Source organism: Kitasatospora humi (assembly GCF_020907985.1).
Classification (GTDB): domain Bacteria; phylum Actinomycetota; class Actinomycetes; order Streptomycetales; family Streptomycetaceae; genus Kitasatospora; species Kitasatospora humi.
On sequence record NZ_JAJJPA010000008.1, the window covers coordinates 70903 to 95287 of the forward strand.

General features: G+C 71.9%; 20 protein-coding genes and 1 riboswitch. Of the genes, 10 read left to right on the forward strand and 10 right to left on the reverse strand.

The window, feature by feature from the left end; all coding sequences use genetic code 11:
- The first annotated feature begins 33 nt into the window (after positions 1 to 33).
- Positions 34 to 825 (forward strand): RNA/DNA-binding domain-containing protein, encoded by a 792-nt coding sequence (locus LN042_RS10800; protein ID WP_230050883.1) that lies wholly within the window; start codon positions 34 to 36, stop codon positions 823 to 825.
- Entirely contained in the window at positions 822 to 1874 is a 1053-nt protein-coding gene (locus LN042_RS10805; protein ID WP_230050885.1) for a ParA family protein, read from the forward strand. The genes LN042_RS10800 and LN042_RS10805 overlap by 4 nt, the downstream gene beginning before the upstream one ends.
- A 12-nt stretch (positions 1875 to 1886) precedes the next feature.
- Here LN042_RS10805 and pglW read toward each other — a convergent pair whose 3' ends face one another.
- Both pglW and LN042_RS10815 read right to left on the reverse strand, forming a co-directional pair.
- On the reverse strand, positions 1887 to 6269 hold the full coding sequence (gene pglW / locus LN042_RS10810) for a BREX system serine/threonine kinase PglW (protein WP_230050887.1): 4383 nt from the start codon (positions 6267 to 6269) through the stop codon (positions 1887 to 1889).
- Between the two features lie 500 nt (positions 6270 to 6769).
- Entirely contained in the window at positions 6770 to 7555 is a 786-nt protein-coding gene (locus LN042_RS10815; RefSeq protein WP_230050888.1) for an aminotransferase class IV, read from the reverse strand.
- Between the two features lie 153 nt (positions 7556 to 7708).
- Positions 7709 to 7885, forward strand: a riboswitch (M-box (ykoK) riboswitch).
- Positions 7886 to 8181: 296 nt separating this feature from the next.
- Between LN042_RS10815 and LN042_RS10820 the strand changes: the two genes are divergently transcribed.
- From LN042_RS10820 to LN042_RS10835, 4 genes are all read left to right on the forward strand, one after another.
- Positions 8182 to 9873, forward strand: coding sequence for an NRAMP family divalent metal transporter (locus tag LN042_RS10820; protein WP_230050890.1), 1692 nt, complete (start codon positions 8182 to 8184; stop codon positions 9871 to 9873).
- A 158-nt stretch (positions 9874 to 10031) separates the two neighbouring features.
- Positions 10032 to 10610, forward strand: coding sequence for a Uma2 family endonuclease (locus LN042_RS10825; protein WP_230050892.1), 579 nt, complete (start codon positions 10032 to 10034; stop codon positions 10608 to 10610).
- 277 nt (positions 10611 to 10887) lie between these two features.
- Positions 10888 to 11772 (forward strand): helix-turn-helix transcriptional regulator, encoded by an 885-nt coding sequence (locus LN042_RS10830; protein WP_230050893.1) that lies wholly within the window; start codon positions 10888 to 10890, stop codon positions 11770 to 11772.
- 84 nt (positions 11773 to 11856) lie between these two features.
- Positions 11857 to 13062, forward strand: a complete 1206-nt coding sequence (locus LN042_RS10835; protein ID WP_230050895.1) for an MFS transporter — start codon at positions 11857 to 11859, stop codon at positions 13060 to 13062.
- A 75-nt stretch (positions 13063 to 13137) separates the two neighbouring features.
- Here the strand turns inward: LN042_RS10835 and LN042_RS10840 are convergent, their stop codons facing one another.
- From LN042_RS10840 to LN042_RS10855, 4 genes are all read right to left on the reverse strand, one after another.
- Positions 13138 to 14145, reverse strand: a complete 1008-nt coding sequence (locus LN042_RS10840; protein WP_230050897.1) for a phosphotransferase family protein — start codon at positions 14143 to 14145, stop codon at positions 13138 to 13140.
- A 47-nt stretch (positions 14146 to 14192) separates the two neighbouring features.
- Positions 14193 to 15248: a hypothetical protein gene (locus tag LN042_RS10845; protein ID WP_230050898.1), complete on the reverse strand. Its 1056-nt coding sequence runs from the start codon at positions 15246 to 15248 to the stop codon at positions 14193 to 14195.
- Between the two features lie 477 nt (positions 15249 to 15725).
- Entirely contained in the window at positions 15726 to 15917 is a 192-nt protein-coding gene (locus LN042_RS10850; RefSeq protein WP_230050900.1) for a DUF397 domain-containing protein, read from the reverse strand.
- A gap of 32 nt (positions 15918 to 15949) precedes the next feature.
- Positions 15950 to 16762, reverse strand: a complete 813-nt coding sequence (locus LN042_RS10855; RefSeq protein WP_230050902.1) for a helix-turn-helix domain-containing protein — start codon at positions 16760 to 16762, stop codon at positions 15950 to 15952.
- Positions 16763 to 16933: 171 nt separating this feature from the next.
- Between LN042_RS10855 and LN042_RS10860 the strand changes: the two genes are divergently transcribed.
- Both LN042_RS10860 and LN042_RS10865 read left to right on the forward strand, forming a co-directional pair.
- The gene (locus LN042_RS10860; RefSeq protein WP_230050903.1) at positions 16934 to 17386 is read left to right on the forward strand and encodes an ATP-binding protein; all 453 of its coding nucleotides are present in this window, start codon (positions 16934 to 16936) and stop codon (positions 17384 to 17386) included.
- A 290-nt stretch (positions 17387 to 17676) separates the two neighbouring features.
- Complete coding sequence (locus LN042_RS10865) at positions 17677 to 18084, forward strand: DUF3224 domain-containing protein (RefSeq protein WP_230050905.1); 408 nt, start codon at positions 17677 to 17679, stop codon at positions 18082 to 18084.
- Between the two features lie 53 nt (positions 18085 to 18137).
- Here LN042_RS10865 and LN042_RS10870 read toward each other — a convergent pair whose 3' ends face one another.
- From LN042_RS10870 to LN042_RS10885, 4 genes are all read right to left on the reverse strand, one after another.
- Positions 18138 to 18794, reverse strand: coding sequence for a class F sortase (locus tag LN042_RS10870; protein WP_230050907.1), 657 nt, complete (start codon positions 18792 to 18794; stop codon positions 18138 to 18140).
- Positions 18781 to 19536 (reverse strand): hypothetical protein, encoded by a 756-nt coding sequence (locus tag LN042_RS10875; protein WP_230050908.1) that lies wholly within the window; start codon positions 19534 to 19536, stop codon positions 18781 to 18783. The genes LN042_RS10870 and LN042_RS10875 overlap by 14 nt, the downstream gene beginning before the upstream one ends.
- A 307-nt stretch (positions 19537 to 19843) precedes the next feature.
- Positions 19844 to 20452 carry an HAD-IA family hydrolase gene (locus LN042_RS10880; RefSeq protein WP_230050910.1) on the reverse strand — a complete coding sequence of 203 codons (609 nt, stop codon included), beginning with the start codon at positions 20450 to 20452 and terminating at the stop codon, positions 19844 to 19846.
- Between the two features lie 68 nt (positions 20453 to 20520).
- On the reverse strand, positions 20521 to 21429 hold the full coding sequence (locus tag LN042_RS10885; protein ID WP_230050911.1) for an ABC transporter ATP-binding protein: 909 nt from the start codon (positions 21427 to 21429) through the stop codon (positions 20521 to 20523).
- A gap of 183 nt (positions 21430 to 21612) precedes the next feature.
- Here LN042_RS10885 and LN042_RS10890 point away from each other — a divergent pair, with 183 nt between their 5' ends.
- Together LN042_RS10890 and LN042_RS10895 are read left to right on the forward strand one after the other, a co-directional pair.
- Positions 21613 to 23262, forward strand: a complete 1650-nt coding sequence (locus tag LN042_RS10890; protein ID WP_230050913.1) for a protein kinase domain-containing protein — start codon at positions 21613 to 21615, stop codon at positions 23260 to 23262.
- A 61-nt stretch (positions 23263 to 23323) separates the two neighbouring features.
- The gene (locus tag LN042_RS10895; RefSeq protein ID WP_230050915.1) at positions 23324 to 24286 is read left to right on the forward strand and encodes an MmcQ/YjbR family DNA-binding protein; all 963 of its coding nucleotides are present in this window, start codon (positions 23324 to 23326) and stop codon (positions 24284 to 24286) included.
- The last annotated feature ends 99 nt before the right edge of the window (positions 24287 to 24385 follow it).

Consider the following 24385-nt stretch of genomic DNA (forward strand, 5'->3'; position numbering starts at 1 on the left):
CGCCCTGTCAGCCTCACCGTGAAGAATGGCGCCATGACCACGGATCTCGCCGAACTCCTCGGCACCCGGGAGAGCGCCGGCCTGGAGTTCAAGCGCACCGCCAAGAAACCGGACGTCATCCGCAGGGCGATCTGTGCGATGGCGAACGACCTTGCCCGGCAGGGCGGCGGTGACCTGCTGATCGGTGTGGACGACAACGGCGAGCCCGCGGACGAGGTCGACACGAGCGACCGTGCGCTGCTCGCACTCACCGACATGCGCGAGGACGGTCTGATCCTCGACCGGCCGTCGACGACCGTCACGGTCGAACCCTTCAAGGGCAAGCCCGTGATCCGGATCAGGGTCGAGGCGTCGGCAGCCCCACCGGTGCGGTTCGACGGGGTGGTCTGGGTGCGGCCCGGCCCCACCACCCGCCGCGCCACCAGGGACGACGAGCGGGTGCTCACCGTGGAGGCGGGCGGATTCCGCGAGCAGCAGCGGCCCGACTACCCGTTCGACGCCCTCCGGGAGCTGTGCATGAATGCGATCATGCACCGCAACTACGAGACGTCGTACGCTCCCACGCGCATCGCCTGGTTCGAGGACCGGATCGAAGTCACCAATCCCGGCGGGCCCTACGGCCAGGTCCGCAGCGACAACTTCGACCGCGTGAACGACTACCGCAATCCTTCGCTCGCCGCCGCCATGAAGTCGCTCGGCTACGTGAACCGCTTCGGCCGCGGCATCGGCCGGGTCAGGGCGTCGCTCCAGCGCAACGGGAATCCGCCGGCGGAGTTCCTGGTCGACCAGTCGTCGTGGTTCGTGACGGTGAGGAGGGCGCAGTGATCTCGGTCGCGCTGTTCAACAACAAGGGTGGGGTCGGAAAGACGACACTCGCCTACCACCTGGCTTACATGCTGCAACGTCAGGGGGTTCGGGTACTGGCCGTGGATCTCGATCCGCAGTCCAACCTCACGGCGGCCATCCTCGACGAGGAGGAACTCGAGGAACTCTGGGGGAAGGACTCCGAGCTCTTCGCGCAGCAGAGCCATCCGGCACAGCGCAAGCTCTTCACCCGCACGGAGGGGCAGCAGACCATCGCCGACGCAGTCCGGCCGATCCTGGAGGGCACCGGGGACATCGCCGCAGTCAGCCCCGTCAAGGTCAACGACGGCCTGTGGCTCCTCCCGGGCAACCTGGAGCTCAGCAAGTTCGAGGACAAGCTCTCCGCGGCCTGGCTGACGAGCTACGGCGGCGACCAGGCGGCCATCCGCACGACGACCGCCTTCTACCGGGTCATCCTGCAGGCCGCGCACGAGGTGAGCGCCGACTTGGTGCTGATCGACGTGGGCCCCAACCTGGGGGCCATCAACCGGGCCGCGCTGATCGCGGCGGACACCGTGCTGACGCCCATGGCGGCGGACCTCTTCTCACTCAAGGGCCTGCTCAACCTCGGCCCGACCCTGCGGGACTGGCGGCAGAAGTGGCAGCAGCTGGTGCGGCCGCAGATCCCCGTATCGATTCCCGCGCCGATGGCCCGGATGCAACCGCTCGGGTACGTGATCATGCAGCCGGAGATGCGGCTGGACCGTCCGGTCCGCGCCTACGAGCGATGGCTCGCCCGCATTCCGTGGGTCTACGCCACGGCAGTGCTGGGAGACTCCGACTGGTCACCCACGGACCGTTCGTACGAGATCGCGACGCTGCGGAACTACCGCAGCCTCATGCCGTTGGCCCACGACGCCCGGAAGCCGATGTTCGACCTGCGTGCGGCGGACGGCGCGCTCGGTAGCACCCAGCAGTACGTGCAGACCTGCCACCAGGAGTTCCGGGGGCTGGCCAGGGACATCCTGGCCAGACTCGAGGAGGCGCACATGGCATTCGACGAGGCGTAGCAGGCTCCGCGGCTACCCCTGGAGGGCCCGCAGCGCCGCGGAGTCCAGGTGCAGCCGCTCGCCGTCGCCGCCGATCACCTCGACCGTCCGGCCGTCCAGGCGGGGGGCGTCGCTCCTGGCCTCCACCGGGCACAGCAGCCAGAGGCCGTGCGGGGCGTCGGCCGGGCGGCGGGCCGCGGCCTGCAGGCGGACCAGCAGGTCATGGCCGCCTTCCCCCCAGAAGCGCGCGAGCAGCCCCGCATCGTGCAGGAACAGCACGGTGCGGGGGGCAGCCGCGCGTTCCAGCAAGCGGGCCTCGACCCGCAGCCACACCGCACGGGCGAATGACGCCAGCCCGGGCTTGACCCGGCCGGGAGCGGAGGCCGCGTCGGCGCGGAGCACCTTGGCCCAGTCCTGGCCCTTCTCCTCGGCCAGGGCGCGGAACTCCTCCAGGAAGACGGCGCCGAGGTCGATCCGCTGGACTGCGAACGCTCCGGCCAACGCCTGGGCAGTGCCAGGCAGTTGGGTGCCCTTGACGGTGACCGCCAGGAATCCGCCGCGCTCGTGGCAGCTTGCGAGCCTGGCCCGGACGAGCACCCCCGGGTCGTCGTCCAGTGGCGCCCGACCCACCGGCAGCAGGCTGGTGACCGTCCCGGTCGTAGTCCTGGAGACAGCCGCCTCCCGCACCGGCGGGAAGAACCTCTCCTGCCGGAACTCCAGGGAGAATCGGGCCTCGCGGAGGGCATCCTCCAACTCCACGTGGGTCGGCTCCGCCCCGCCGTCGAACAACGCCAACTCCGGGAACCGGGCGCGGACCCGGGCGTTGAGGTCGGCGACACCGATGCCCTTGTCGCCGACGCCGGCGCCGGCCTGCGAGATCCGCAGCGCGCGCTCCAGGGACAGGTCACGGGAGTACAGCTCCAGGCGGGGTGTCACCTCGGTCCGCGCGGCGACGGCGGCGGCCAGGGCCACCAGACGGGTGTCGGCGAGCGGGACGAGCCCGACCGGTGCCGGGACGGCACGCAGCTCGCGCACTACGGCGGTGGGGCCGGGCAGCGGGTCGAGCCGCGCGAGCCGCTCGGCCGTCTCGCCGAGCGTCGCCGCGTAGTCGGCGAGCTCGCGCGGGCTCGGATCGTCCGTGCCCGGCAGGGACTCGGCGGCGATCAGCACGGTGTCCGTACGGCGGTGCACGGCGAGCCGGGGTTCGTGCGGCCGCTTGGGATCGTCGCCCTCCCACAGCTCGGACTCCGCCGCGGCCCGCACCACGGCGAGCGCCCTGGCCATGGTGCGTTCCCGGTCGTCGTCGACGGCGCCGTGCCGCACCCGCAGCTCGGCCGCGGCCTCGGCCGCGGTCATCACCCGGCCGGCCGCCTCGACGATCTCCACCAGCTCGTCCCGGACCGGCCCTAGCCAGTCGGCCTGCGCCCACTCCTTGATCTCGATGCGGTGGTGCCGGGAGACGGGTGGCTGCTTGATGTCCAGGTGTGCGGCGATCCGGGACTGGACCGGCCAGGAGCCGAGCGGCGACAGCTCGCCCTCCGATGACGGCAGGCCGAGGGTGAGCCGGACCACCTGCTCCCGGTGGGAGTTGCGACGGCCAGCGGCGGGAGTCAGCAGGTCGGCCATCGCGTCGATGGACAGGACGGCGGGCAGCGTGGCCTGCGGTTCAGTGGCATCGGCGGGCAGGGGTGCCTGCGGGAGCGCTGTCGGGGCATCCGCGTACCGCAGGGCCGCCGCCCACTGCTTGCGTCGGCGGTTGAGCTCCCGACGGACCAGCGCGCCGGCACCCCGGGCCGCCGTGATCGTGTACGGCTGGACCTCCAGGAGCTCGCCGACCGTGGTGGCGCCCAGCCCGTTCGCCACCGAGACCGCCCGCGGCGAGAGCCCGGCGGCTTCCAGCAGGGTGCCGGCGTCCGCGGCGCGGGCCGCGGTGTCCCGGGCCTCCTCGGTGTCCTCCGCTATCGTGCCGACGGTGGCCGGGGTGGTGGTGGGCCGAGTGGAGTCGGCAGCCCGGAAGATGTCGCGCCAGGCATCGTGCATCTGACGGAGCGTGTCGAAGCGGTGCTCGATGTCGCGGTGCAGCGAGCGCTGGAAGAAGGCCGTCAGGCCCTCGCGCAGGGCGGGCTCGAACAGCTCGGTGGCGACGCGGAGTTCGACGTCCTCGTTGGTGAGCGGATCGACCCGGCCGTCGTCCCAGACCGGCCGTTCACCGGAGGCCATCTCGTGCAGCGTCACCGCTGCGGCGTAGCGCTCCGCGTGGTCGTCGAAACGTGGACGGCGGACGGAGCCCAGGAACGGGTCGAGGTAGCCGCGGGTGCCCGCCTTGATGTCCCGGTCCGAGGCGTCCGTGAGCGAGAAGTCGAACAGCATCAGCTGCTGGGTGCGGTCGCGCCGCTTGTAGACGGCGAAGTTGTCGGGCTTCAGGTCCCGGTGCCGCACGCCCTTGGCCGCCAGCTGGTCCAGCGCCTTGAACAGGTCGTCCCCGAAGCGCTCCAGCTCGTGGTAGGTCAGGCGGCCCTCGCCGCGGATCCGGGCGCCCAGTGACTCCTTGCCGGCGTACTCGAGTTCGAGCACCGTGCGGCCACTCAGCTCGCGCAGGCCCGCCCCGCGCAACTGGACGATCGCCCCACCGCCGACGGCCTTCAGCGCCGCTTCCTCGGCGCGCAGCCGTTCGGCCTTCTCCTCGTCGAGCGCGACCTTGAACACCCGCTCATCGGTGAGCGTTTCACCGTCCTCATCTTCGATCTCGCGGCAGACCAGCAGGGCGCGGGCGGTCGCACCGGTGCCGAGGACGCGCTCCACCAGCCACTCGCCGGCCAGTGCCTGACCGGGCAGGGCCTCCAGCGGATCGACCTCGGCGGCGCGGGCCGGCTCGGGGACGGCGGCGGCCCGCTCGGCTTCGTCGAGCAGGTCGACGAAGCGGTCCACCGAGCCGAGGCGGTCGCGGACGTCCGACCGGGTGGCCTGGAAGACCAAGTCGTCCAGGTTGTCCGACAGCCCGTCGGCCACCGCGATCATCCGCAGGCCGGAGTCGGTGCGCAGCCGTTCCAGCAGGCCGCTGCGCTGGGTGGCCGGGGGACGGCCGGTGAGCAGTAGGTACGACAGCGCGCCGAGCCCGAAGATGTCGAGGTCCGCCGGATCGGCGAACGGCTGGTCGGTCTCGGGGGCCAGGTAGACCTGGGCGGCATCCTCGATCAGCCCGGTATCCAGCGCCGAGCCGCCGATCGAGCGCAGCAGGGTGGCGTTGGTGTCGAAGTCACGGGCGGCGGTCTGCCAGTCGGTGATCCGGAGTTCGGGGCGGGAGCCGTCCGACCGGCAGGACACATAGACCGAGCGGGCAGCCAGGGCCCGGTGGTAGAGCGAGCGGTTGTGCGCGTATCGCACGGCCTCGGCCAGTTGGCGGACCAGGTCGAGGCGCAGTTCCGGGGTGAGCCGACCGCCGTAGGTGGCGAGGTAGTGGTCCAGGCGCAGGTCCGTGTGGCGGTGCCGGAACAGGATCGCCGGACCGCCCTGGTGCTCCCGGATTTCCACGGCCTCCGCGATGCCGCGGTGGTTGATGCCCTGCAGCACCTCGTACTCGCGCCGCGCCGCCCGCGCGGTGGCCTTGCGCACGGCTTCACCGGCCTGGGCCTCCACCAGGTAGATGCGGACCCGGCCCTCCTGCTCGACCAGGCCGTCGTCGCGTCGGGCGAGGCGGTCTTCCCAGGTGGCTCCCGCGTCCAGCGGCCTCGGCTCGAGCTTCCAGGCGTCGCCGTACCGCAGGTGGGCGGTGGACTGGCGGATCCCGGCGGTCTTCAGCAGCTGCGGCAGGGTGTGGCGGGAGAACTCCGGAGTGATCCGGCGCTCGGGGCGGTCGGGCGGCAGGCCGAGGAAGTCCTGCCAGATGCGCTTGAGACCGGTCGTGCGGTCGTCCCGCCCGAACACCTTGATCTGCTGGACCTCGTCGAGCCGGCTGTCGAGATCCGGCGCGGAGAGGAAGACGGCAGGCTCCACCCGGGGGAGCGTGCGTTCGTTGATCCCCAACTTCCTTGCGGCCCACTGAAGCTGGCTCTTCAGCTCCTTCGCCTTCAGGTCGTTGAGGTGGAGTGGGTTGTCGATGGTGCGCATTCGGTCGGGGCCGTGGAAGTTCCACGTTGACCCGGTGTTCTCCAGACGGCCCGGGTGGCTCTTGATCTCGACCAGGTACAGCCCGGCGGGTACGGCGATCAGCAGGTCGCACTCGTTCACCCGGCCGGAGCGGGCGGTGAAGGAGAACGTCGCCCAGGCCCGGTAGGGCTCTGCCGGCGGCATGAGGTGTCGGATGTGGTCGAGGGCGTCCTGCTCGTGCGGGTACGGCGAAGGGCGGTCCTGGTGCCACTGCTGCACGGGCCGCGGCGGGCCGGGCTTGGGTGCTGTTGGGGACTTCGGTGCGGGCACCGTCCGACCTCCGCGGTACGAATCTCGTCTTCGGGGCATGCAGGTCCCCGCACGACCCTAGCGTGACACGCGTCGGCGGAGGACCGTTCGCCGATGACAGGTTTTCCGGGGCTGCGCACTTGGCCGACCGTCCGGCGGGGCACGGTGACTCCGCCGGCGGCGGAGGTCAGCGAGCAGCTGGCCAGTTCCTCAGGGGCGACCGAATGCAGCTGACCCTGCAAGATGGGGATACTGCGCACCGAGCGCCGTTCGTGGATGTGGAGGCCACCAACGAGTACACGTCGACCTGTCCGGACTTGGTCTCCCCCGGCGCCCTGCCGCGGGCCGAGGTGCGGCGGGCGCGGCCCGGTTCGTCAACTGCGCGGCCGTCCGGCGGGCTTGAGGACGGAGTTCCCCGCCTCCGACGCCGCCGGCCGGCTCACCGGTCCCACCATCGACGCCGCCGCCGGCCGGATCGCCAACCGAGCTTCCGCAGGGACGGGTTGGGACGGGGGAGCGGGTCAGACCTCCTCTCCCTCCGACGCCCAGTACGCCGCGCGCAGCCGGTCGAGCACCGGGTGCGCGGGTGGGAACCGGTGACCGTCGACGGCGGTGAGCGGGCGCACCCCGATCGCCGTGTTGCAGGCGAACGCGGCGTCGTAGCCGCCCAGTTCGTCGCGGTGCACCGGCTCGTCGCCGTGGTCGGCGTGGAGCCCGGTGAGCAGCCGCATGGTGACGCCCATCAGCACCTCGGCACGCGGCCAGACCAGCCGCCCGCCGCGCACCAGGCCCAGGTTCCAGGTGGCGCCCTCACCGACCAGCCCGTCCGGGTCGGTGAAGAGCACGTCGTCCCAGCCCCGCAGTTGGGCGTCCCGGCGCAGCCGCAGCGAGTCGTAGAGGCCGACGTGCTTGACCGCCGGGTCCACGCGCCGGTGCACCGCCGAGCAGACCCGCAGGGGCGCCAGTGCGCTCGGTTCGCCGGCGGCCCGGGTGCTGACCAGGATCCGCGGATCGCGGGCGTCGGCCGGCCGCCCGAGGTCGAAGGCGGGGTCGTAGACCGTCACCCTGGCGATCACCGGCGCGGTCTCGGCGGCCAGCGCCTGCCGCAGCCGGTCGCGCACCAGGCCGGTGTCCAACTCGACCCCGAACAGGGCCCGGCAGTCGGCCGCCAGCCGCGCCAGGTGCAGCCCGAGCCCGCGCACCGTGCGGCCGTCGTCGGTGCGCAGCGTGGTGAAGTGCCCGTAGGGCGTCAGGGCCAGGGGCGCCAGGGCGTCGGCGGTCACCGGCCGGCCGTCGAGGATCATCATGGCCGCCAGCATGGCAGTGACGGATGCCCGGTGGACGCCCCCACCCGCCGGGCGTTCCGCGTCACACGTCAAGGTTTGGTAAATGTGGCAAGCGTCTGTTCGCCCCGGGGCTAAGCTTGTAGAGGTTTGCGATGCTTCGCAGACCGCAATTCGAAGGCACCTCGTTCGGTGAGGCGTCTTCACGGACACAGGCCACTGATCCCAACCGTCGAGAGACGCTCCGGATCAGGACAGATCTTCCCGACCTAAGGGTTGATCCCAAGTGGCTTCCGGCGAGTGGTGCCGGATCACGCCGTGAAGTGCCAAAGCTCTGACGAGTTGGGGTGTACCGGCCTGCCCGAGGCGGGTTGGTCCGCTCCTTGCCGTGTCGTCATGCGCGACGGATGGTCCGCGCGCACCGGCCGGGAGGAGGCGAGAGACATGGACTGCAGTAGTCCGGGCCACAGTAGCCCCTTCCCCCGCCTGTCCTCGTACTCCAACGGCACGCGGTAACCACCTTCTCTACGCGCTGTTCTGACGTGGCGTCAGTTTCTTGCTGAACGCTGCCCGGATGCACCCCACGTAGGGCGGATAGCTGCTGCGTGCCCCCGAACTCCCCCTGATCGGGGGGCTGAGGGAGGTTCGTCATGACCGACACCATCACCACCGCACCCGGCATCAACCCGCCCAGCGCCACCGCGCATCCGGCGGCCGTGCTGGACGACGCCCACATCGGCGACATCCAGGGCGCGTTCGGCACCATCAGCCTGGACGACACCGCCCCGCGCCAGGGGCTGTCCGCCAAGCTGAAGACGCTGCTGGCCATCGTCGGCCCCGGCCTGATCGTGATGGTCGGCGACAACGACGCCGGCGCCTTCTCCACCTACGGCCAGGCCGGCCAGAACTACGGCACCCACCTGCTGTGGACGCTGCTGCTGCTGGTCCCCGTCCTCTACGTCAACCAGGAGATGGTGCTGCGCCTGGGCGCCGTCACCGGCGTCGGCCACGCCCGCCTGATCCTGGAGCGGTTCGGCAAGTTCTGGGGCGCGTTCAGCGTCATCGACCTGTTCCTGCTGAACGCGCTGACGCTGGTCACCGAGTTCATCGGGGTCACCCTGGCGGCCGGCTACCTCGGACTGCCCAAGGTCCTCTCGGTGATCCTGGCGGCGGCGATCATCATCGCCTCCGCCTTCACCGGCTCCTTCCGCCGGTTCGAGCGGGTGGCCGTCTCGCTCTGCATCGGCTCGCTGCTGCTGGTACCGGTCTACTTCATGGTTCACCCGAAGACGTCGCAGATGGCGCACGACTTCGTGGTGCCCGGCATGCCGGGCGGCAGCGGCCAGCTGGCCACCGTGATGCTGGTGATCATCTCCATCGTCGGCACCACCGTCGCCCCCTGGCAGCTGTTCTTCCAGCAGAGCTACGTCATCGACAAGCGCATCACCCCGCGCTTCATGAAGTACGAGAAGGCCGACCTGTGGATCGGCATCGCGATCGTGGTGATCGGCGCCGCCGCCATGATGGGCCTGACCGCCGCCGCCTTCGCCGGCACCGACGGCTTCGGCCAGTTCAGCGACGCGGCGGGCGTGGCCAAGGGCATCGAGGCCCACGCCGGCAAGCTGGCGGGCGTGCTGTTCGCGATCGCCCTGCTGGACGCCTCGATCATCGGCGCCTTCGCGGTCTCGCTCTCCACCGCCTACGCGATCGGTGACGTCTTCGGCATCAAGCACTCGCTGCACCGCGGCATCGGCGGTGCCAAGGGCTTCTACGCGGTCTACGCCGGCCTGGTCGTGGCCGCCGCCGCGATCGTCCTGCTCGCCAGCGACCACACGCTGGGCCTGCTGACCCAGGGAGTCCAGGTGCTCGCCGGGGTGCTGCTGCCCTCCGCGTCGGTCTTCCTGCTGCTGCTCTGCAACGACAAGCAGGTGCTCGGCCCCTGGGCCAACGGGCCCAGGACCAACGCCTTCACCTCGGCCGTCGTCGGCGTCCTGGTGACCCTGTCGGTCATCCTGACCGCCTCGGTGCTGTTCCCGGACATCTCCTCGGGCGCGATCCTCGACATCATGGCCGGCTGCGGTGTGGCGGGCGTGCTGGTCGCCGGGTTCTCCTTCACCCGCCGCCGGACCGCCACCGGGGAGGACCTTGCCGCGGCCTCCGACCGGGGACGCCCCGCTGACCGCGCCGGCCGCGACAACTGGCGGATGCCCCCGCTGGAGACCCTCGCCCAGCCGGTCATGTCCACCGGCCGCAAGGTCGGTATGGGCGCCCTGCGCACCTACCTGCTGATCTCGATGATCCTGGTCGTCATCAAGCTGGTGCAGACGGCCCTGGGCCACTGACGCGGGTTCGCTGCCGACGGCGCCCGCCCCGGTCACCGGGGCGGGCGCCGTCGTCCGTTCGGGGGACAAGCAAGCGAAAGCCGTAGTGGAGGTGTAGGTGGGCTTTAGAGTGCGAGAAGCTGGGAGTCCCAGGGATGATGTGAAGGACGGAGGGTCCGGTGACAGCCATCGAGGAGCGTCCCCAGATGCTGGGTGAGGAGTTCGAGCGCCTTGCGGAGGTCGCCGCTCGCGACGACATCCGCTTGGAGCTCATCCACGGAAAGCTGGGGGTCAAGGCCGTGCCCGACGGCGACCACAACGAGATCATCCGCTGGGTCATGAGGCAGTGCCTCCAGCAGTGCCCAGAACTCTGGATGTACCAGGAGCAAGGTTTGTGCGTGGAGGCCTACCGCACTGGTCGGGCTCGCCCTGACGCGTTGCTCGCCCCCGACGAGAGCTTCGCCGGCCAGGGCGAGTGGGCCGACCCCGCCCCGGTCCTGATGGCAGTCGAGGTCACCTCCTACGACTCGGACAGCGACGCCCGCGACCGGCGGGACAAGGTGCGCGCCTACGCGGAGACTGGCATCCCGGTCTATCTCCTGATCGACCGGGACAGCTGCGAGACGCTGGTCTACAGCGAGCCGTCGAACGGCATCTACAGCACCCTGGTCCGCCGGCCGTTCGGCGACGCCGTCGAGCTCCCCGCCCCAGCCGGCATGGTGCTGGACACCGAGCGGATGAAGAACTGGGTGCGCTGACGCCCCCTCAGGCGTGCCCTCCGCGATCCACCAGCCGCCTGCGGGGCGACGGGCGGATCGCCGTGGCGCTCCGGCTCACCGGCCCCCAGGTGGGGGTTGGGCCGGGCGACACCACGGCCACCGGATTCGGGGAGGTGGCGTGGAGGATGTGAAGTGTGCGTGAGCGGCATCTCCGCCTCCACGACCTCGGCCGCGATCGCACCGCTCACCGATGCCCGCGGCTCTTCAACTGAGCCGCCTGGAAAGCCGTCGGCTGACGCACATAGGCTGGTCCACGATGCCATCGACCCCGCCCCGCCTCGGTGACGCCGGTCGGCGCACCCTCGGAGCCTTCCTCCGGTCGCGCCGGGAGCGGCTCTCGCCCGCCGCCGTCGGGCTCGGCGAGACCGCGCGCCGGCGCACCCCCGGGCTGCGCCGGGAGGAGGTGGCCGCGCTCTCCGGGGTGAGCCTGAGCTGGCTGGCCTGGCTGGAGCAGGGAAGGGACATCAACGTCTCCCGGCAGGTGCTCGGTTCGCTCGCCCGCACGCTGCGGCTCTCCCCGGACGAGCAGCGCCACCTGTACCGGCTCGCCGGCGAACTGCCGCCGCGGACCGAGGACACCGCATCCTGCCCCGCGCTGGACGAGAACCTGCTGACCATGGTGAACGCGCTGGACCCCAACCCCGCGTGCGTGCTCGACCAGCACTGGGACATCCTGGCCTGGAACCGGGCCGAGCAGGGCCTGTACTCGGCCTGTGCGGCGCTGCCGCCGGCCCGTCGCAACATGCTGTGGCTGGTCTTCGGCTGGCCACCGGCGCGGACCCTGATGCTGGACTGGGAGGAGCAGGCCCCGCGCATCCTGGCCCAGTTCCGGGTGGCCGCCGACGAGCACCCGGACGATCCGCGGTTCGCCGAGATCCTGGCCGAACTGCGCGCCGCCGCACCGGACTTCCCGCACTGGTGGGACCGGCACGACGTGGTCGGCTACCAGGTGGTGCTGAAGGGGTACCAGCATCCACGGGCGGGGCGACTGCTCCTGCGCCAGTCCAAGCTGCTGGCCGCCGAGGACTCCCGGATCCACCTGGTCGCCCGCTTCCCGGCCGACGAGGTGACGGCGGCCCGGCTGCCACTGCTGCTGGACGGAACCCCGGCGGACCCACCGGCAGGGTGTGACCGCCACTAACAGGACCACTGCTGTCCTTGCCGGTCAGCGGCGCGTGGCGGAGCCTGGCCAGGTCACCAGCCAGGACCCACCAGGGGGATCACCATGCCCGAAGCCGTAGCCGACACCGTGCCCGCGCCGGTCACCTCCGGTGCGCAGACCCCAACGGCCAAGGTGCCCACGGCGTTCACCGTGGCCTGCTTCCTCAGCAACTTCGACCGGTTCGCCATCACGCCCATGCTGGTCGCCGTCGCGGCCGGCCTGCACGCCCGGCTGGGCGACGCGGTGCTGGTGGCCAGCGGGTACTTCTTCGCCTACGGCCTGGCGCAGCCGCTGTGGGGGATGCTGTCCGACCGCTACGGGCGGTTGCGGGTCGTCCGCGGCACGCTGTGGGCCACGTCCGTCTGCGGCCTGCTCTCCGCGCTCGCGCCCACGCTGCCGGCGCTGGCCGTGCTGCGGATAGCCACCGGCGCGTTCTTCGGCGCGGTGGTGCCGACCTCGCTCACCTACGTGGGCGACGCCGTACCCGCGGCCGTCCGCCAGCGCGCCCTCGCGGACCTGCAACGGGCCCTGGCCATCGGCACCGCGGCCGCCACCGTGGTCGCCGGAGTGGTGGCCGAACTGCTCAGCTGGCGCCTGATGTTCGCGATCCCGGCGGCACTGGCGGCCGTCACCGTGCTGCGCATGCGCGACCTCACCGAGTCCCGCGCCGCCGGCACCCTGCGCAGCCCGGGCAAGCAGCTCGGCTCGGTGCTGCGGCTGCGCTGGGCCTGGCTGGTGATGGGGTTGGGCCTGGTCGAGGGCGCGGTGCTGCTCGGCTGCTTCACCTTCCTGGCACCGGCGTTGCAGCAGCAGGGGATCGGTACGATCGGCGCCGGCGGGATCACCGCGCTCTACGGGGTCGGCACGATCGCCTTCTCGCGGCTGCTCAAGCGCCTTGCGACGCAACCGGCTTGGGCGCTGATCACGGCGGGCGGCACGATGCTGGTGCTCGGCTTCGCGGTCGCCGCCACCACCCCGTCCGCCCCGGGGATCGGGCTGGCCGCCGTACTGCTGGGCGGCGGCTGGTCCTTCTTCCACTCCTCGCTGCAGACCTGGGCAACCTCCCTGGTGCCGGCGGCCCGTGGCACCGCGGTCGCCCTCTTCGTCGCCGCCCTGTTCGCGGGCAGCGCCCTGGGCTCCTCCCTCGGCGCCACCCTGGCCGACCACCACGCCTACCGCGCCCTCTTCGCGGCCGCCGCGGCGACCGCGATCCCCCTCACCCTGCTGGCCGCGATCGCGCGGGCCCGGTACACCCCGCCGGAGGCGTGAGGGCGGGGCCGGTACACCCGCCGGAGGCGTGAGGGCGGGGCGCCCCGGGCTGGATCCGAGGCGCCGCGCCCGGCCTCAGCGCGGGTGTCCAGACCACGGGAGCTGTGCCAGCGCCTCGTTCAGGTGGTACTCGGCGATTCCCTGCATGAACGCCCGGTCGGGGAAGTCCCCGTCGAGCAGCCGCAGCGGCCCCGCCGTCAGCGACAGGTGCTGGGTGAGCCTGTAGAGCGCGAGCCGGTCCTGGTCGAGGTCGGCCACCGCCAACCGCCGGTACTGGTCCTCGGAGTGGCGCAGTCGCAGGAACACGTGCTCCCACTCGACGTCGAAGTACAGCAGCTCCTCGAAGTCGATCAGGACCGGGTTGCCGTCCCGGTCCACCAGCACGTGGTCCAGCCCCAGTTCACCATGGACGACCGAGTACTCGGCTCGGGGCCGCACCGCCGCGGCGAGTTCACGCAGCCGCTCCTCCAGCCTGCTGCCGGCGTCCGCGATCCTCCGGTCGCGGGACGCCGCCTCGGTGAGGCAGCGCAGCGCGAACTCGAGCGCTGCCTCCTCGCACGAAGCCGCCCTGGACGTGCCCCCCTTGTCGATCTGGGCCACCTTGCCGAACGACGGCGCTCGATGGCGCCGCATCTCCGCCAGGGCATCGGCGAGGCGCGCCATCGTCGGCTCTGCGGCGCGCGGGTCGCGGTTGAACAGGTCCATCAAGTCCTCGCCGGGGAAGTCCTCGACGATCGCCAGGTCGGCCGGGTAGTGGGTACGGTCGCGGTCGACGAGGATGACCTCGGGAACCCGCAGTCCGAGCGAGGTCAGGCGCGCGTGGCCGGCCTCGAACAGGTCGAGTCCGACACCGGGCGAGAACGGGTCGGTGAGGTCGCCGTCCCCCTCAGCCGCCGGCCAGTAGTTCTCCGACTCGTGCCACAGGTAGGCGACCGCCGTCGTGGCGTCGTCCATCGTCAGGCGGTACACGCCCTTCGTGGTGCCGCCGGCGAGTCGCTCGACCGCCACCAGCGTCCGCCCGCCACCCAGTGCGGTCCGTGCCGCTCCTGACAACTGATCACGCGTCACGGTTCGAGGTGCCATGTCCACAACCCGCCTTCCGGCTCGCCAGCCCGGGCACCCTACGCGATTCACCGCCCAGCGCCGAACGATTTGTTCCTAGGCCACCCGTCGCCGAGCACCTCGGGATCCACGGCGGCCGTCCCCTGAGGGGGTGGATCTGCCTGGGGGGCCGCGAGTACCGATCCGACGTCTGCGCTCGGTGCTCGGTCTGCGCTCTCCCACGCCCCGCCTGTCCGGTCTCCGCGTTCGCGGGCTCGGCGTTCGCGGCCTCCGCGTTCCCGACCTCCGCGCTCGCGGGCTCTGCTGACGACGGCGCGGACTTCGGCGATCATGCGGTCGCGGACACCGGGCGGCTGGGCCACGTCCGGCTGCGCCACCCCAGGGTGAGGCAGGTCCGGCAGGGCAGTGCGGCAGCGCCGACAGAGCGCACCGGCGCGCGGGACGGGCGCGCGGCAGTCGGCGCACCTCGGGACGGCGGTCGGGGCTGCCGGAGGTTCGGGCGGGATCTTGTCCACCAGCCGTCTCCGGACGAACGGGCCCGGCGCGGAGACGCTGTGCGGCAGGTCGTTGGTCATCACGTGCAGGAACCGGTCCAGCGTCACGCGCCGCGCGAACCACTCGGCCGCGAGCGGCTCCAACGCCTCGCAGTCCTTGGCGGAGAGCATCAGGCGCTTGTCGGCGCCGCCCAGCTCCGCCAGGGCGCGGTACGCCTCCGAGCGCGGTGGCGGGCCGGGTTCGGGGTCGGCGTCAGCACTGGCCCGGCGTTCGCGGCGACTGCCCAGGAAGTTGTGCCACCAGGACTCGGTGCGCGGGGTGCGGGAGAAGAAGGTGCGCCACACCCACCGGACGACCCCGTCGCCGACCTTCTCACGCTCCCGCTTGAGGTGCCCGGCCTCGCACAGCGCCTTCAGCGCCTTGCCCACCGCCTGCTGCCCGTAACGGGGTTGCTCGCGGGCAAGGGTCTTGATGTCGATCGCCGCGCCCTCGGGGAGGCGGTCGATGAAGTGAGCGAGATACGCCTCGCGCTCGGGCAGGTGCGCGAAGTCGTTGGCGCTTCTTGCGTGTTGCGACGGCGCGGTGCGCTTTCCGAAGCCGGGCGCGGCGGTAGGGTAGTCAACAGCCACAGATCGTCTGCCGATCTTGTCGGTCAGACCCTCGTCAGGTGTTGCTAGCGCCTGCGGGGGTCGACTTTTTTCGCTTTCCGTGGCGAACCGTACACGCCGCAGCTCCCCGTAGCCAATCGCTGACTAAAAGTCATATTCACTGCTTGCGGCCGTGCTTGAGTCCGAACTCGGCGCAAGGGGTGGGTGGGTGGGAAGAAGCCTCCCGCCGTTCGACAGTAGGAGGCGCTCGAAGCTCGACGCCTGGCGCTCGGAGCCCCAACTACTCGCACAGCGCCCGGTTTTAGCTCGTCAGAGCCAGCAGGTGATCGCCGAGTGGGACAACGTCGCGGAAACGCAGCGCCTTTGACCAGAGGGCCTTGCGGCCACGGTAGGCGTGCAATGCGTGATCACCGGCCACACTCCGGCACGGGTCAGACGCTCGACCTACAGGTACGGGCGCACGCATGCCCCCGGCGACAACGGACCCGGCATCGGTGCTCAGGTGTTGGGCGTGACGACCGTGGTGAGGAACTCGGACCAGGCGGCGGGGGAGAAGGAGAGGTGCGGGCCGGCCTTGTCCTTGGAGTCGCGGACGTGGACCGCGATGGGGTGGGCGGCGACCTCGACGCAGGCGCCGCCGCCGCTGTGGCTGTAACTGGACTTGCGCCAGTTGAAGATGGCCTTGACCATGGCACACTCCTGGGGTTCGTTGGAGTCGAGTCTTACAGTTCGTCCGCCATTGCGCTGATGAACCTGGCGGACTCTTCAGTGCTGAGAGCCTGCATGCGGATCACGCCATGACGCTGGCTGAGGTTGCTCACCTTCTCGGCGTCGGAGTAGAGGTTTCCGCTCTCCTGTCCCTCCGCGTACCCGTAGCGCCGATGATCTGGCGTTTCGAGCAGGTTGAACGCTCCTGTCAGCGCAAAGTACGCACCTCGACCAGCCGGGAGAACCTGGATGCTGACATTCCTCAGCTCTCCAACCTCCAGTAGATGGTGAAGCTGTTTCTTCATCGTCGTTGGCCCTCCAACCAGCGTCTGCAGCGCTGGCGCGTAGAGGATGAACCCGAGAAGGGCGGGTGGAGTGCGAGTCAGCTTTTCCTGGCGTTTGAGGCGAGCAGCAACACGCTCGTCAACCAGCTCATCGCTTACCGGCGGGCAGTGACTATCCATCAGTGCTCGTGCGTACTCAGGCGTCTGCAGCAGGCCTGGGATCAGCAAGGGCTCGTACGTATGTACGGAGATGGCATCGTGCTCAAGTGCGAAGTACTCCCTGGTGCGCCTCGGAATCCGTTCTGGCTGCAGGTAGTCGACCGCCGCCAGCAACAATCCTCTTGCGTCACAAAGGGTTTCTGCCGCCTGTAGCAGCCTGACGCTTGGTCGCCGCCGACCCTGCTCCATCGACTTCACGGTCTCTAAGTCGTAGTTCGCCTCGGCAGCCAGTTGCTCACGGCTCACTCCGCTCCGCTCGCGCCAGAGCTTCACTTGGTTGCCGCAGTACCGCCACGTCGCCGGATTCTCGGCGTTTGTGCTCATCAGGGCACCTCCTGAGTACTCAGCGGGTACACCACAGGTACACGCTCAAGCTGGACCCGCAGCGTCACTTCCGCAGGCTACGGCTGAGCCGCGACCGTGGAAGGTGCAATAGCCGGATTGCGCCCGGTTCGGGTGACAGTCCGACTTCGAGTCGTGCCGCCAAGGACCCTGATGCTCCCTCAGCCCGCCTCCTCTCCCCTCACCACCACCGTGAGCTTCTCGCCCCGCGCCCCGCGCGGCGTCGGCCGCGCACGCCACACCTTCCGCGCCGACGCCGACGCCTGGGGGCTCCCCGAGGACGCCACCGGCACGGCGGAACTGCTGCTCTCCGAGCTCCTGACCAACGCCTGCCGTCACGCCAAGTACCCGCCGGGCCGCGACGTCTCCGCCACCTGGACCCTCACCCCCGCCGCCGGCCTGCTCCGGATCGAGGTCTCCGACGCCAACCGACGCCTCCCCGAGCCTCGACCCGCAGGCGCCGACGACGAGTCCGGGCGGGGCCTGGAACTCCTCGCGGCCCTCGCCACCACCTGGGGCGCGGACGTCCGGCCGTACGGGATCGGCAAGACGGTCTGGGCGGAGCTCAAGTTGCCGGCGAGCGAGACCAACCCTATGTGCGCTTAGGAAGTGTAGGGGGCCAACTCGGCAATCGGGGCGGCCGGTTGCGCCCGGCGGCACATGGGTCCCGACAGAGCCTCATCAAAGTCGATCCTGGCCACGTTTGGGTGGGAGCGGCCCAGAACGACCCGGTGGGCCATCTGCCTTCGACGACCGAGGCTGGCCCGGACGGCACGGCTGCCATGGTCGGGGGCGTCCTCATCGCCGAGGCGGGTCCCTCCTCGGGCCGTCCCGGCCCGCACGAACACCGGGCCCGGGTCGACCCGGATGTCAGTGGCTTTCCGTACCGTCGCCCCATGCGAGCAACCGGTACCTTCAGCGTCCAGTCCTTCGTGCCCACCGACCTCGTGCCCCAGCCGGCCGTCCCCACCAACGTGCCCGTCGGGGTGTCGCGGATGGAGAAGCGGTTCGAGGGCGAGATCGCGGGCCGGTCGGCGACCTTGTTCACGGCGGCGTTCGACCATGCGACCGGGACGGGGACGTACCTGGCGATGAAATCCTTCGAGGGTGAGCTGAACGGGCGCCGGGGTGCGTTCAACTTCGCGCACTCGGCGAGCACGTCGGGCACCGACCGGAGCAACGAGTTCTTCGCCGTCGTGCCGGGCAGCGGTTCGGGGGAGCTGTCGGGGATCGCGGGCACGGGCGGCCTGACCGTGGAGGCGGACGGGACGCACCGGATCTGGCTGGAGTACACGCTCGCCTGATCCAGGGCCGGGGTCAGGGCCGGGGCTTCGGGGAGGGAGCGAGTGCCCGCACGTCAGCGGGTCGAGGTCAGGTGGGCGGAGACCACGATGTTGGACTGGTAGCCGGTCCGGTGGTCGTACTGTCCGCCGCAGGTGATGAGGCGCAGTTCGGCGCGGCCGGTCGGGGCGTACACCTGCCGGCTGGGGAAGGCGGCCTTGGGGTAGGAGCGCACGCTGTCCACGGTGAACGTGGCGGTGTGCTCGTCCGCGCGGGTGACGCTGATGGTGCGACCGGGCCGCAGGCGTCCGAGGAGGTAGAAGACGCTGGGGCCGCGCTGGTCGTCGACGTGCCCCACGATGACGGCCACGCCGCGTGCTCCGGGGCTGGCGCCGTCCTGGTACCAGCCGGTGAGGTCGTGCCGCCCGGTCGGCGGGGTGCCGAGCTGCCCGGCGCCGTCGACGGTGACCGGGGCGACACGGGCGTTGACGGCGATGGCGGGGATGCGCAGCCGCACCGGCGGCGAAGGGGCCAGCGCGGGGCCGGGGGCCGCTTGCGGGGCGACGCCGGCTGCCGCTGCCGGGGGTCCGGCGCTGGGTTCGGGCTGTGGCGGGTGCGCGGTGGTGGCGCCGGCCTTGATGAGCCATACCCCGCACAAGAGGGCCGCCGCCGCGGTCGCGACCGTGAGTTGGCCGGGACGGCGGCGGCGGGTGCGTCGATCAGGACGACTCATGACGCCGGGCGCGTCGGCGGTTGCGCAGAACCAGCCCGCCGGCTCCGGCGACGAGCGCACAACCGGCCGTGATCTCCATGCCGTTGAGGTCCTTGATGGAGCCGCCGGTGCCGGTGCCCACCCCGCCGATGGGCAGGGCCGGCCCGCTGCCGCTGCTCTGGGCGTTCGGCGACACGGAGGAGCCGCCGGCCGAGCCACTGGTGGCGCGGCTGGAGGTGCCACTGGAGGAGCCGTCCGGCGATGCGGGAGAGCTGCTCTGGCCGCTCGGTGACGCGGACGAGCTCGCGCCCGTCGAGGCGGGCGACGCGGTGGCGGCGGGGGAGGAACCGGCGCAGTCGACGTCGAAGTCCTTGTGCCGGGCGCCGCCGGTCTCGCCCGCGAAGGTCCAGCTCAGCCGGTAGCGGCCGTCGCGCAGCTTGAGGTCGTTGGTGTGGCCGTTGCCGTTGATGATGACGAGGCTGCCGGTCAGGACCTGCACGGTCCCGGTGGGGGGCAGCTGGTCGACGGTCCACGACACCAACTGCACGGTGTCGAAGCCGAACGCGGCCAGGTAGAAGGAGCAGACCTTCGCCTCGTCGAGCTGGGAGCGGGGCGGTGTGGTCGACATGTGGATCTTCACGTCGCCGTGGTCCCCTGGGGCGGCGTGGGCGGGGGCGGGGCAGCAGAGCAGCGCGGTCGTGGCAGCGGCGAGCACGCCGACGGCATGCGCACGCGTGCGGCGCCACCGGGGTAGCTGGTGCACGGGAAGCCTCCAAGATCGGAACAGCTGATGATCCGGTGATCGGCGGTAGCTTCCGAGCCTGCAAGGAGGCTGCCCAGCGGCCCCGGTGCCGCGCGGCGGCCCGGTCCAGGTTCAGTCGTCTGGCTCATGAGCCGGCGGCGGCCCGTGACTCGGCGGCCCGTTGACTCGGCGGCCCCGGGACACCTGGCAGCCCCGGGACACCTGGGGGTTCCGGGGTACTCGGTGGCCTTCGAGGCACGGGCCGCCGCCATGGTCGGCGTTCGGTCGGCGTTCGGTCGGCGTTCGGTCGGCGTTCGACCGCGTTAGGTCAGTGTTCGGCCAGGTGGCGCTCGATCCGGGCGATCGCGTCGGCGTTGCCGGTGAAGAGGTGCGCGTGCAGGCCGACCGCTCGGGCGCCCTCGACGTTGGGCGCGTGGTCGTCGATGAAGAGGCAGTCGGCCGGGGCCGCCGCCAGCGCGGTGACGGCCGCGGCGAAGGCGCGCGGGTCGGGCTTCTGCACGCCGATCTCGTGCGAGTAGACGAGGTGGTCGGTCAGGCCCGCGAAGCCGTATGCGGCCTCCTCGCGCTCCCGGGCGCCGACGAAGCTGTTGCTCAGGATCGCGATGCGGCAGCGGGACCGCAGACCGGCCAGGTAGTCGATCATCTGCTGGTTGGGGCTGCCCAGGTAGTCGGCCCACAGGTCGTCCAGCAGCGCGCTGAGCTGCTCACCGTCGAGTCCGAGCCGCTTGGTGAGCTGGGCCGACACCCCGGGCTCGTCGATCCCGCCGACCATCCCGGCGGCCCAGACATCGGCCATCCGCTCCTCCACCGCCCCCTCCGGCAGCCCCAGCCGCCGCTCCCACCGCTCCGGCCAGCCGGTGTGCGGGGTGATCTCCAGGACGCCGCCGATGTCAACGATCAGGCAGGGCAGTTGCATTGCAGGACTCCCTTGGTGGATGCAGCGGACAACTGCGCTCCACGCTGGGGGTTCCCGTTGGGGCAAGGTCAAGCGCGGGTGGTCTCGGGCGATGCGGCCGGCGCCGCCCAGCGGCCGTCTTCGGGCGATGCCGCCCGCGCCGCCCAGTGGCCGTCTTCGGGCGATGCCGCCCGCGCCGCCCAGCGGCCGTCTTCGCGGGTGATGCGGACCGGGTGGTCGAAGCAGGCGCTGATCAGATCGGTGGTCACCACGTCCTGCGCGGGACCGCCGGCCACGCACTCGCCGTCGCGCAGCAGCAGGGCGTGGGAGGTGCTGGTCGGCAGCTCCTCCAGGTGGTGGGTGACCAGGACGCTGCAGAGCGCGGGGTGGCGGCGGCGCAACTCGTCCAGGCTGGTGAGGAGTTGCTCACGAGCGGTGAGGTCGAGGCCGGTGGCCGGCTCGTCGAGGAGCAGCAGGCGCGGCTGCGGCATCAGGGCGCGCGCGATCAGGGTGCGGCCGCGTTCGCCCTGGGAGAGGGTCGTCCAGGGCGCGTCGGCCCGGCGGGTCATCCCCAGGGTGTGGATGAGGGCGTCGGCTTGCTCCCGCTGTTCCGGGGAGGGGCGGTGGAAGGGGTCGGGCTCGATGCTGTTGGTCAGCCCGGTGAGCACCACCTCGCGCACGGTCAGCGGCGAGCGCAGGGGGTGACGCGGATTCACGTGACCGAGATGGGCGCGCAGTTCGCGGATGTCGACCCGGCCGAGCTGCTTGCCCAGCACCCGGACCACGCCCCGGGTGGGGTGCGACACGGCGCCGAGCAGGGCCAACAGGGTGCTCTTGCCCGCGCCGTTGGCCCCGAGGACCGCCCAGTGCTCGCCTGGCCTGATGGTCAGTGAGATGTTCCGCAGCAGGTGGCGGCCGTCCCGGACGACGTCCACGGCCTCGGCCTGCAGAACGGGTTGCAGGTCGGGTTCCGCCGGAAGGGATTCGACGGTGGGCATCGGCGCGCCTCCAGTACGACTGTCGCGAGCGGGCTGGTTCGGGCACGCTAGCAAGGGGTCGGCCGCCGTCCCGGCCGTGTTCCACAGGGTGGACTGCGCCCCGGCCGGAATCCGCCGCTACTCTTCGCAGGAGCCCAGGTCGGTCCGACGACCGGCGGTACGGACTATGAGGAGCTGGACCAGGTGATCGGACGAGCGCTGAACGGCCGCTATGAACTGGTCGGCACCCTCGGGGTCGGCGGCATGGCCACGGTGTACCACGGGGTGGACCGGGTGCTGGGTCGCCCGGTCGCCGTCAAGATACTCAACGGCGGGCTGGCCGAGGACCCGCGGTTCGCCGAGCGGTTCCAGCGGGAGGCGCAGCATGCCGCGATGCTGGTGAACCCGCGGATCGCCATGGTCTTCGACTCCGGCGTGGACGACGGCTCCCCGTACATCGTGATGGAGCTGATCAGGGGCCGCTCGCTGGGCTCGGTGCTGGCCGAGGCCGGGCCGCTGCCGGTGGAGCGGGCGGTCGGCATCGCGGCGGCGGTCTGCGAGGCGCTGGAGGTGGCGCACACCGCAGGCCTGGTGCACCGGGACATCAAGCCCGGCAATGTGATGATCACCAACGACGGCGGGGTCAAGGTGGTGGACTTCGGCATCGCCCGGGCCTCCGACTCCGGCCAGCAGCTCACCCAGACCGCGACCGTGCTCGGCACCGCCGCCTACCTCTCGCCCGAGCAGGCCACCGCCGGCGAGGTGGACGGCCGGGCCGACCTCTACGCGCTGGGCTGCGTGCTCACCGAGATGCTCACCGGTGAGCCGCCGTTCACCGCGGACACGCCGGTGGCGATCGCCTTCAAGCAGGTCACCGAGGAGGCCGCGCCGCCCAGCCTGCACCGTCCCGAGGTGCCGGCGGCGCTGGACATCGTGGTGACCCGGCTGCTCGCCAAGCGGCCCGGGGAGCGGCCGGCCACGGCGGCCGCCGCCCGGGCCGAGCTGCTGGCCGCGGTGCCGGTGGCCGGCGCGGTGGACCGCACCGCCGAGCTGCTGGCGACGGCCGCCTCGGACGGCGACCACACGACGGTGCTGCCGATGGGCTCCGGGAGCGGCGCGGCGGGCTTCGGCGGTGGCACCGGGAGCTACGGCAGCGCCACCGGCGGCTACGGCGGTGGAGCCGGCGGCCAGGGCGGCGGCACCGGGGGCTACGGCGGCGGCACCGGCGGGTTCGGCGGCGGCACGGCGGCCACTTCGCTGATGGACGCGCTGCCGGGGCAGGCCCCCGAGCACGAACCGGCGCCCAAGTCCCGGCGCACCATGGCGCTGCTGCTCGGCGGTGCGGGCGTGTCGGTGCTGGCGGTGCTCGGCGTGCTGGCCCTGGTGAACTCCTCCTCGCCGAGCCACCCGCAGACCGCCGCGCACGCGCAGTCACCGAACGCGGCGGCCACCCAGCCGGCCACCGCGCCGACGACCGCCATCGCCCCGACGACCGCGGCCGCCCCGCCGTCGCCGGCCGCGGACCGCCCGACCCCCGGCGGCCCGGGCGCCCAGATCGCCGCCATCGCCGGACTGCGCACCGACGTCGCGGCCACCCCGATGCAGCCGAAGGACCGCCAGACCGCGCTGGTCAAGACGCTGGACACGGCGACCGCCGCACTGAACGCCCAGCGTCAGCCCGAGGCGGTGACGGCCCTGCGGGCGGCGCAGCGCCAGGTCCACGACCTGAGCAAGAAGCACACCGTCGACGCCCAGACCGCCGCCGGCTGGCAGCGTCAGCTCACCTCGATCATCGGCGCCCTCAGCGGCGGTGCCGACGCCGCCGCCAATGCCGCTGACGGCGGGGACAACTGACGCCCTGGCGTGCCGGCTTGTGGCACCATTCCCTGATCGGCAGGACGAACGGGGGGACGGGATGGCCACGGTCGAACAGGTCAGGGCGGCGGCACTGCGGCTGCCGCGGACCGAGGAGCACCTGATCCGCGACCGGGTGAAGTTCCGGGTCGGCCGGATCGTCTACCTGGCGCTCTCCCAGGACGAGACGCTGCTCGGCTTCGCCTTCCCGCGCGAGGAACGGGCCGCGCTGCTGGCCGCCGAGCCGGACCGGTTCCTGCCCCCCGAGCCGGCGGACGAGCGCTACAACTGGCTGCGGCTGCGCCTGGCGGCGGTGGACGTGACCGAGCTCACCGAGATCGTCGAGGAGGCCTGGCGGATGGTGGTGCCGAAGAAGCTGGCGGCCTCGGTCGTCCTGCCGGTCGGCCCCACCCTGGCGGAACTGCGGTCGGCCGCCGAGGTCTTCGCCGGCTACGGCACGGTGGACGCGGGCTGGGAGCGCTGGGCCGCCGAGACCGCGCCGGCCGCCGACCTGTCCGACCCGGCCCACCGGGCGGCACTGCACCGCTGGCTCAACTCCTGGGGCTGCCGCATCCGCTACCCGCGCCCGGGGGAGCCGGACCTGATGGCGGACGGGCTGGCCGCGTGGTGGCAGCGGCACGCGGCCGCACTGCCGGCGGTCGGCCTGGTGAACCTGACGGACCGGCAGATCGACCGGTTGGCCGACGCCTACGCCGAGTTGCAGGCCCTGCCGGCCGGCCCGACCCGCACCCTGGGGCCGACCGCCGCCGCCAAGGCGCTGTACGCCCTGCGCCCGGCCGCCGTGATGCCGTGGGACGCGGCGATCGCCAAGCGGCTGCACGGCGCCCGGGACGGCGCTGCGTTCGCCCGCCACCTGCGCTGCGGCCGGGCCTGGGCCGGTGCGGTGCTGGCCGAGTCCGGGCTGTCCGAGCAGCGGCTGCCGGACGCGCTGGGGCGCGGCTCGGTGCCGCTGGCCAAGGTGCTGGACGACTACCTCTACGTGACGATCACCGCGGCGGGCTGACGCTCACCGCCCATCGGGGCGGGCTGACGCTCGCCGCCCATCGGGGCGGGCTGACGCTCGCCGCTCCCCGGGGCGGGCTGGCGCTCGCCGCTCCCCGGG